This is a genomic window from Polyangium sorediatum (genome assembly GCF_029946465.1).
Classification (GTDB): domain Bacteria; phylum Myxococcota_A; class Polyangia; order Polyangiales; family Polyangiaceae; genus Polyangium; species Polyangium fumosum.
This window is the reverse complement of sequence record NZ_JARZHI010000075.1, coordinates 41,177-51,146: the sequence shown is the minus strand read 5'-3', so window position 1 is coordinate 51,146 and position 9,970 is coordinate 41,177. Positions and strand designations below refer to the sequence as shown.

Below are 9,970 nucleotides of genomic sequence, written 5' to 3'. Positions count from 1 at the left end.
GCCGCTGCGCCTGCGGCTGCCCCCGCTGCGCCTACCGCGCCCGCCGCCGCGCCCGCCGCGCCCGCCGAGCCCGCCACCGCGCCCGCCGAGCCGGCCGCTGCTGTTTCGAATGAGCCGTTCACGCTCGGCGTCGAGCTCACGCGTCGCGCCGATCGCATCAAGAGCGCTGATCCCGTGGCCGCAGCGCGCTCCCTCGTCGAGCGGGGTCTCGTCGAGGAGCGCGTCGAGCACGATCGGATCGCGGCGCGGCGCTCGTTCGCGGCCGCGCGTTCGATCACGCGCGCGCTCGGCCCGGCGTTGTCGCGGCTCCGGCACCTGTTCGAGCCCGAGGATCGGCTGGAGCGGATCTCGGTCATCGACGACGAGCTCGTGGTCGCGGAGAGCGACGCCGAGCGCGCGGATCTGCTCGTCGAGCGCGCGCGCGCCACGGCCGATCTCGGGCGCTGGCCCGAGGCGCGCGCCGCCTACGGAAAGGCCCTCGAGCTCGTGCCCGCGCATCCGCACGCGCTGCGTGGCCTGGAGGCGGTGCTGCGTCGTGAGCTCGAGCGCGCGAAGGGGCGTGATCTCGCGGAGTCGCTCGCCAAGCACCTCGAACGCATGGCCGACGCGTACGCCCCCGAGGCGGGCAAGCCCGACGGGGATGCGCGGCTCGCCGCGTGGCTCCACGTCGAGCGCGCGGCGGTCCTCGACGACATGCTCCAGCAACCGGCGCTCGCGACCGCGGCCCTCGAACGCGCCGTCAACTTCGAGCCCGCGCCGGGGCCGGTCCGCGCGGCGCTCTCGCGGCACCACGTCCGCCACGACGAGCCACGCGCGTTCTGCGACTCGCTCTCCGCCGAGGCCGAGCATGAGCTCGACGACGATCGCGCTTCGCGGCTGCTTTACACGGCGGCCAGAATCCAGTGTGAGCGATCGCGGGATCCGCACGAGGCGATCTCGCTCCTCGGGCGGGCTACCTCGCGTGCGCCCGCGGGGACGCCGACTGCGCGTCGGATCCTCGTCGAGCTGAGCCGGCTGCAGGAGCAAGAAGGGGCGCTCGAGCAGGCTTCGATCACGCGCAAGCGCGAGCTCGCCATGCTGACCGGGCAGGAGGCGAACGCGCACGCGCACGTGCGGCTGTCGGAGATCTACGACGCGCTCGGGCAAGCGGAGAACGCGGCCGTTCACGCCGAGCAGGCGCTCCTGCACGATCCCGTGGACGAGTCGACGCGGGAGCGGCTCGACCGCGCGCTCCAGCGCCTCGGCCGGCACGAGCGCCGCGTCGAGGTATGGGCTGCGGAGGGCAACGCCGAGCGGCCCGCGCACCAGCGCGTCGCGTCGCTCATGCGCGCGGCCGACATCTGCGAGCGGCACCTGCGCAAGCGCGAGGACGCCATCGCCTACCTGAAGGCCGCGTGGACCATGAACCCCGGCGACGCCGCGGTCTTCGACGCGCTCACCGCGCTTCTGGAAAAGCCCGCGCGCGAGCCCGACGCGGCCGTGCGCGCGCGCATCGACCTCTACACGCAGGCCGCGCAGGCCCAGGCCGAGGCGCCTCGCAAGATCGCGCTGCTCGAAAAGCTCGTGAGCATTTGGGAGGACGAGCTCGGGCAGCCCGAACGCGCGATGGAGGTGCTCGATCAGATCCTCGCGCTCGATCCCGTGCGGCGCACCGCGATCCTCGCGATGCAACGAAACGCGCAGCGCGCCAGCGATTACCGCAGGCTCGGACAGGCGCTCGTCGCCGAGTCCGAGCTGACCGAGGATTCCGCGCTCAAGCGCAGGCTCCTGCTCCGTGCCGCGGACGTGGTCGGCGAGCGCATGGGCGATCGGGATCGCGCGATCGAGCTCGTGGATCGGGCGCTCGCCGTGAAGGCGACCGACCCGGACGCGCTGCGCGCGCGCTTCCGCCTGCTCACCCGCGCGGGCCGGCACGAGGAGGCGAAACAAGCGCTCCTCGGGCTCATCCGCAACGATCCCGCAGGGTCGTTCGGGCTGTGGATCGAGGTCGCGCGTTTCGATGAGCTGCGCCTCAAGCGCCCACAGGAGGCCGTGAAGGCCTACGAGGAGGCCGCGCGGCTGCGCCCCGATCACCCGATGCCCGGCCTCGAGATCATGCGCCTGCTTCGCGCCACGGGCGATCATCGCCGCCTCGTCACCTCGCTGAAGAAGCTCGCCGACGGCGCCTCCGGGCCGATCGCGCGTGCGAGCTTCCTGTTCCAGGCCGCCGAGGTCGAGGAGCTCTTGCTCGGCGAAGACCAAGCCGCACTCGCGACCCTCGCGGCCGCCGACGCGCTCTCGTCCGCCGCGGAGGGCGCCTTCGATCCGGCCGTCGTCGAGGCGATGGAACGCATCCTCGTGCGGCGCCGCGCGACCGACGAGCTCGCTGCGCTTTATGCCGGCTGGCTCGCGCGTCACCCGCCGGCGTCCGTCGACCACGCGATTCGCATCGCCTTCGCCGACGTGCTCTGCCGCAAGGATCGCCGCGAGGCCGTGGGGCTGCTCGAAGGGCTCACCACCGTCGTGCCCGATCACGTCCCGGCGTTGCGCATGCTCGAGCACCTGCACAGGAGCGCGCAGGCCGTCGCTCTCGCCGACGTTCTCCGCGGGCAGGCGGCCGCCACGCGATCGGTCGTCGCCCGTACGGGCGCGCTCGCGCACCTCGTCACGCTGGAGGAGCGCATCCCGAGCGAGGTGGTCCTCGACGCGCTCGGCCGCGTCGTCGCCGAGCGCCCGGCCGACAGCAGCGTCCACGACGCGATCATCCGCATCGCCGGTCGCCTCGTCGAAGGCGCCATCTCGCCGACCTCCACGGGCCCCGCGGGCGCGCTCCTCCTCGCGTCGATCACCGCGCGCAAATCGCTCGCGCGTGATCCTTTTGCGCGCGGCTTCTTCCAGCTCGAAGAGGCGATCCTCGTCGAGGCCAAGGCCCGCGGCGGCGACGCCTCGCTCGCCCGCGCCTCGCTCGCCGGCTACCGTGATACCCTCGCGCTCTTCCCCGACAGCTTGCTCGCCGCGCGTGGCCTCGATCGGCTCGCCGGCGAGCTCGGCGATCGCTCGGCGCTCATCACGGCGAACCGCGCGCTTGCACGGATCGTCGAGGGCGCCCCTCGCCGCGCCGGACACCTCGTCCGCGCCGCACAGCTCACCGCCGAGGAGCCCGGCCTCATGGGCGAGGCCCTCGAGCTCTACGAGAACGCGCTCCGCGAAGACCCCGACTGCGAGGCTGCCGCGCGCGCGCTCGCCCGTGGACTCGCGCCCGATCCTGCGCGCCTCGCCGATCGCCTCGGCGCTGCGCTCGAACGCGCCACGTCGTCCGCGCAGATCGTCCTGCTCGGCACCGAGATCGGCCGCGCCGTCCTTCGCCATCACGAGGCCGGCGGCGCTTCGCCCGATGCGAGCATCGGCGTCGCGGCCATGCGCCGTGTCCTCGCCGAGACGCCGGACGACGTCCCCGCGCTCATGCTCACCGCGCGCCTCTACACCGCGCAGCGCCTCCCGGCCGAGGCCCGCGACGCCTGGCTGCGCATCGTCGCGATCGCGGCCGTCCCCGAGGCGCGCACCGCCGCGTACTTCGAGCTCGCGATCCTTTATGAAGGCCCGCTCGCCGACCTTCCGCGCGCCGAGCAGTGCGTCCAGGCCGTGCTCACAACGGAGCCCTCGCACGCCTTCGCGCTCGACCGCCTTTACCAGATCGCTGCCAAGCGCGGGGATCACGCGCTCGCCGTGCATGCGCTCACGCGCCTCGCGGACGCCTCGCCCGACGCACGCACCCGCGTCGACGTTTGCCTCCGCCTCGCCGAAGCGCAGCGCGAGGCCGGCGATCGTGCCGGCATCGTCCGTGCGCTCTGCGACGCCATCGCGCACGGCCCGACCGACATGCGCCCCTGGGGCGCCCTCGCGCGCCTTTACCGCGTCGAGACGCCCGACGGCGCGGCCCAGTACGTCACGGCGATCGGCCAGGTCCTCGAGATCGCCTCTGCGCGCCGCCTGCCCATCGAGCCGCGCTGGCTCACGACGATCGGCTTGCTCGAAGTCACCGTCCTCGTGCGCCCGCGCGACGGCGTCGTGCACCTCCAGCAGGCCGTCGCGCTCCCCAGCGCTGGGCCCGAGGCCCGCGCCGCGCTCGGCCGTGGCCTCGACGCTGCCAACCGCAACGCCGATGCCGTCCAGGTCCTCCGCGACGTCCTCGCGACCGACATCGACGCCCTCGCGAAGACCGGCGAGCTCTCCGCCGCGCTCGCCGCGCTCGAATCTGCGCTCGCCAAGGATGGCCGTGCCGAGGAGCGCCTCACCGTCGAGGAGGCGCGTGCTTGCCTCGGCGACGTCAAACCCGATCGCATCACGCGCCTCCGCGCGCGCCGCATGCCGCCCGAGGCGCTGCCCCCCGGCGTCTTCGCGGGCCCCGAGCTCCACCGCCTCCTCGTCCCCGAGGCGCAGAGCCCCATGCTCCTCGCCGCCGCGGCCATCGCGCCCATCGCGCACAAGGCCCTGCGCTTCGAGCTGTCGAGCCTCGGCATCTCCTCGCGTGATCGCATCGGCTCGCGGGACAACAGCTTCACGTACCGCCTCGCCGATCGCATCGCCAAGAGCCTCGGCGTCGAGGGCTTCGAGCTCTACCTCTCACAGACCTGGCAGGGCATGCCGCGCGTGTATCCCGGGGATCCGCCGGCCATCGTCGGTCCCGTCGCGTTTGCCGAGCTGCCCGAGCCCGAGCAAGCCTTCGCGCTCGGCCGCCTCTTCGTGCGGATCGCGCTCGGCCCCACCTGGCTCGACGAGCTCGCCCTCGAGTCGTGCGACGCCCTCCTCATCGCCGCGATGCGCACCGTCGATCCTGCCTTCGGCGCGCGTGACATCGGCCCCGTGCGCGAGCAGGCTGCCCAGGCCTTCAGCGTCCACGTGCAGCGCGCCATCGGCCGCAGGCAACGCAAGCTCCTCGAAGAGATCCACCCCTCGGCTGCGCCCGGCTACGACATCCGCCACCTCGCCGCCGGGGTTCGTCGCAGCGAAAATCGCCTCGGGTATCTGCTCTCCGGCGACCTCGTTGCCGCGATCGATCATCTCTGCCGTATCGATCGGGACGTCGCGCGCGCGGCCGAGGATCCTCGCATCGTCGTGCTGCATCCGGTCACGGGCGACCTCCTCCGCTTCGCGCTCGGCGCGCCCTCGTATGCGGAGCGGCGCCGCGTGGGCACCGTCTGGACGAACGCGTAACGCTCTTGATCAGCGCCGACGCCAGGGGTCCGACGTGTCGCCGTCGGAACTCGGCGGCGGCGTGCTCGGCGTGCTCGGGAGGCTCGGCGCGGCGGGCAGCGACGAGATCCGCGCGGGCGCCACGCTGCTCGCCGGCGGGCTCGTCTTCGTCTCGGTCCTCCACGCCGACAGGACTTCTTGCTTCGACGAGGACGCGGGCGGCGGCGGCACCGACGGCATGTCCGAACGATCGCCGAACAACGCGGCCTTGAGCGCCGATCGACTCATCGCTGGCGGCGTCAGCCTTCGCGCGAGACCTTGTGCGCGCTCCGTGAGCTGCGTCGTTCGTTCGAGCCGAACGGCCATCTCGCATGCGGTCGCGCCTGCGAGCATGCACCGACCTTCGTCGAGGATCACTGGCTGCTCCAGGTTCGCGCCGAGCCCTCGCACGATGCCCTTGATCAGCGCGCAGCCCTTCAGGTGCGACTGGTACACCAGCACCACTTCACCGTCGCGCCCCCAGCGCGCGGTCACCGGCGATTGGGGCGTGACGTCGCCGCTTCGTTGCGCCATCCGCTCGATGAGCTCCTCGCTGTGCACGATCACATCGAGCACCCGCCAGCGCGGATCGATGAGGTTGCCGTAGACCTTCAGGAGATCGGACGCGAGCGTGTCGCCGAAGCTCTCCAGCACGAGGGCGGGCGACATGCCCGTCATGCGCGACATGCTCGTCGCGAGCGCGGACAGCTCTTCGCCCGGGTACGACTGGGAGGGCAGGTAGACCCGTTCGGCGACGCCGGCTTCGTTCCGGATCGTCCTCCAGAGCTCCTCGCCGAGCCGTTCGCGTACGTAGTTTTGGAACCCGAGGAGAATGACGCCCAGCACCACGGCCCCCTGCCTCGCGCGTTACGGTCGCGCGAGGCGTGAATAGGTCAAGTATGCAAGATCAGCGCCCGAACCGTCTCGAACCTTCGACGTAGCGTTCTTCTGGATCCCGGCCTCTCCGCCAGCCGCTCGGTGGGACGTACGCCCACGTGTACACGCCCATTTCTGCAACGGATGGATTGCGACTTTGCAATGCACGGGCGAGCTACTTTTTGTTCCAGTCGACCTTGTCCCAGTCTCGCTTTTTGCTCTTTTTCGACGACTCGGTGCCCGTCGTCGGCGCGCCCGACCCGGCGTTCGCCTTCGCCGAGCTCGCGCCGGCCCCGGAATCGGTCGACGGCTCGTCGTGCCCGCGGAACACCGCGATGCCGACGAACAGGAGGATCAGGCACACGAGCGCCGCGATCAACGCCGGGATGAGCGGGATCTTCCGCGGCTCCGAGGGCCCTGTGGCGGCTGTCGTGATCAGGCTCTTCGCCATCGGCGGCGGCGTGTGCGCGGCCGACACGGGCGCGGGCGTCGGCTCCGACGCGCGCAGCGAGGCTTGCGCAGGCGCCGAAGGAAGCGACGCACGAGACGGGTTCGTCGCTTCGGGCGCTTGCGCCGCCGGTGCCGGCGTCGGCTCCGACAAACCCAGGCTCGCCACGCTCGCCATCACTGTCGGCCCGTACATGATCGACGCGTTCGCCTGCGCGGTCGTCGTGGATCGTGGCCCTGTCCCGGTCGGGCTGCTCGGCGGCGAGACCGTCGTCACCGCAGCGACGACCGTCGGCGCGGAGATCATGCCTGGCATCACGATGCCGATGCCCGCTGCCGTCGCCGACTCCCCTGCGCCCATCGGGGGCGGCGGCACCGTCGGCGCTTCGGTGAGATCGATGTTTGCCGGCGCGGCCGCGGGCGTCGTGATCAGCGCGGTCGGCAGCTCCCCGGCGGCGAGCTTCTCCAGCGCGTACGGCGGCGGCTCTCCGCGCAGCAGCGCGCGCACGTCGCGCTGCATCGTCGCGGCGTCCGGGTAACGCCGATCGGTGCGGAACGCGAGCGCACGATCGACGACCATGCACACCGACGGGGACACGTCCTTCACCAGCGTCGCGAGCGGCGGCGCGGGCTCGGTCGACATCTTCACGAGGATCTCGGCCTCGGTGGTCCCCTCGTGGATGCGCCGCTTCGCGAGCAGCCGGAACATCGTCGAGCCGAGCGCGAAGATGTCGGCGCGCCCGTCGATCTCGACGCCGCGGATCTGCTCGGGCGGCATGTACGGCAACGTCCCGAGCATCGAGCCGATCTTCGTCTGCACCGCGTGTTGCGAGTTCCGGAGCCGCGCGATGCCGAAGTCGAGCACCTTCACGTGCCCGGTGTTCAGGACGAACACGTTGTCGAGCTTGATGTCGCGGTGGACGATGTTCTGGGCGTGCGCGGCGCCGAGCACCGAGAGCACTTCGTCGACGTACGTGAGGATCTCCTCGACGGGAATCGTGCCGAGCCGCTTGAAGCGCGCGGCGAGCGACTCGCCTTCGAGCAGCTCCATCACGATGAACGGCAGCCCGTCGTGGGTCGTGCCCATGAACAGGACCTCGACCGCGCCTGGGTGACGGAAGCTCGACAGGACACGCGCTTCCTGCTCGAAGCGCGCCCGCAGATCCTTCTGCCGCGCCACCTCCGGGTGGAGGATCTTCACCGCGTCGCGCCGGCCGATCTGCTGCACGCCGACGTACACGGCGGCCATCCCGCCGACGCCGATGAGGCTCTCGAGCCGCCACGTGTCGCGCAGCGTGGTCCCGACGCGCCGCTCCCAGAGCTCCCGATCCTCCATGCCCGCGCTCCGATATGACCGTTTCCGGGCGGCCTGGTCAAGCGGCGCCTTCGTGTGAGGTGGTCTCCGTGCTTCCCACGTGCTGTCGCGGGACGGAGGGACCACAAAGCTCCTGCCACAACCGAAAAACGAACGAGCCTACGGGAGATGCCACGAGAATCCAACCATTCGTGGACGGATGCGGCTAGGATACGTCCCAACCGGCTTGCTTGGCGCGGGATGAAACGCTTGGAGGTGTGACGTGCGGATGCAATCGAATTCGCGGGGGCTCGCGGCGGTGATGACGCTCGCGGGGCTCGCTTTGATGGGACTTGTTGCAGGCTGTGGTGGGGACGAAGGCTCGAACACGCCGATGGGCACGGGCGGGTCGGGCGGGTCGGGCGGCATGGGCGGAGCCGGCGGCGGCGAGCCCGCGTGCGGCAACGGCGTCGTCGAGGGCACCGAGGCGTGCGACGATGGCAATACCGTCGTCGGCGATGGTTGTGAAAACGACTGCTCCTTCAGTTGCAACAACGCGAGCCCTGCCACCGGCGACGCGAAATGCGACGACGGCGATCCTTGCAACGGCGCCGAGACCTGCGGCGACAAACACGCCTGCGAGCCGGGGACGAACGCGCCCGACGGCTCCGACTGCGGCGCGGGCAAGGTCTGCAATGCGGGCGTCTGCGTCGACGACACCTGCGGCGACGGCTTCGCCAGCCCGAGCGAGGAGTGCGACGACGGCAACATCGAGAACGGCGACGGCTGTGATTCGTGCAAATTTAGCTGCGTCACCGGCGACCCGACGCGCGACTGCTCGGGCATCGATCCGTGCGTCGGCTCCGTCTGCGACGACGCCACGCATACCTGCGGCAATCCCCTCGGCGACGGCCAGGTCTGCGCGATGGATTCCGTCTGCGTGAATGGTGCCTGCACCTCCATCGTCTGCGGCGACGGCGTCGTGGATGCCGGGGAAGAGTGCGACGACGGCAACGTCGTGGACGGCGACGGCTGCCAGGCCAATTGCACGCTCCCCCCTGCGGCGTCGGTCTGCGGCAATGGCGTCCGCGAGACCGGCGAGCAATGCGACGACAGCAACACGAAGAACCTCGACGGCTGCGACTCCGCGTGCCAGTTCGAGCAGATCCAGCGCGCGACCTGGCTCAAGATGCAGTTCGGCACCGACGCCGTCTTCTGCACGGCGAACCGCCTCGGCAGCGCCATCTCCAGCGCCGCGCAGGGCCAGCTCCAGACCTCGCTCGACGACGGCGTCCTCAACGGCTCGATCAGCATCATGTTCAAGACGCTCGGTCTGAACGACCTCAGCGGCACGTCCGACCCGTCGATCGAGCTCGGCGTCCTCCAGGGCAAACCTGTCATTCCGATGGGCGCCATGTACAATGGCACGGCCGATCTCGATTGGTGGTATACGGTCGACCCGCTCTCCGTCGACGCGAACCGCAACCCGCTCGACAAGCTCACGGGCTTCATCAGCGCCAAGACGCTCACGGCGGGCCCGGGCAAGCTCTCGATCGGCGTCAATTTCGCGGGCGCGCCTGGGGCGCTCCGGATGAGCAATGCGCGGCTCACGATGTCCGTCGGCGCCGTGAGCACGCCCCTCGCGTCGACCGGCAACACGCCGGGCCACCTCGCCGCGGAGAACCTCGATCCGGCGCTCCAGAGTTATGCGAGCAATGGGCAACCGAACGACAACGGCGCTGGCAAGCTCTGCGGCAACGTCAGCGCGGCTTCGCTCGACCAGATCCCGGTCCCTGCCGATCTCATCGCTGGCGGCTCCATCGCGTGCGGCCAGGGATATACCGCGCAGAACTCCTTGCTCGACGTCATCGTCGGTGGATGCACCGTCTTCGGCATCGTCATGGTCATCACGCCCACGCAGCCCGATCAGGCTGATCTGAGCGTGCCGGTCGCCGGCGCGGGCGGCCCCTACACGCTCACGGTAAACGGCATGACGAAGGCGGTGAGCGGCTGCCGCGACATGAACAACCAGACCGTCGACGTCAATACGTGCCTCAACGCCGCGACGTACTCGTCGTTCTTCAAGTTCGCGACCGGCCGCGTCATCGCGAAATAGGGCGATTCCCCTCTTCCCACCTCCCG

The 9,970-nt window shown here is 71.0% G+C and carries 4 protein-coding genes; 2 read left to right on the top strand and 2 right to left on the bottom strand.

The features are described from left to right. Window positions 1–174 precede the first annotated feature (174 nt). Window positions 175–5,193 (top strand): tetratricopeptide repeat protein, encoded by a 5,019-nt coding sequence (locus QHF89_RS42345; RefSeq protein WP_136972533.1) that lies wholly within the window; start codon window positions 175–177, stop codon window positions 5,191–5,193. A gap of 9 nt (window positions 5,194–5,202) precedes the next feature. On the opposite strand, the gene QHF89_RS42340 is transcribed toward QHF89_RS42345, so the two are convergent. Further along, the gene (locus QHF89_RS42340) at window positions 5,203–6,060 is read right to left on the bottom strand and encodes a heme NO-binding domain-containing protein (protein WP_136972530.1); all 858 of its coding nucleotides are present in this window, start codon (window positions 6,058–6,060) and stop codon (window positions 5,203–5,205) included. A 202-nt stretch (window positions 6,061–6,262) separates the two neighbouring features. Further along, window positions 6,263–7,870, bottom strand: a complete 1,608-nt coding sequence (locus QHF89_RS42335; RefSeq protein WP_136972529.1) for a serine/threonine protein kinase — start codon at window positions 7,868–7,870, stop codon at window positions 6,263–6,265. Between the two features lie 247 nt (window positions 7,871–8,117). Between QHF89_RS42335 and QHF89_RS42330 the strand changes: the two genes are divergently transcribed. After that, window positions 8,118–9,944 carry a DUF4215 domain-containing protein gene (locus QHF89_RS42330; RefSeq protein ID WP_136936228.1) on the top strand — a complete coding sequence of 609 codons (1,827 nt, stop codon included), beginning with the start codon at window positions 8,118–8,120 and terminating at the stop codon, window positions 9,942–9,944. The last annotated feature ends 26 nt before the right edge of the window (window positions 9,945–9,970 follow it).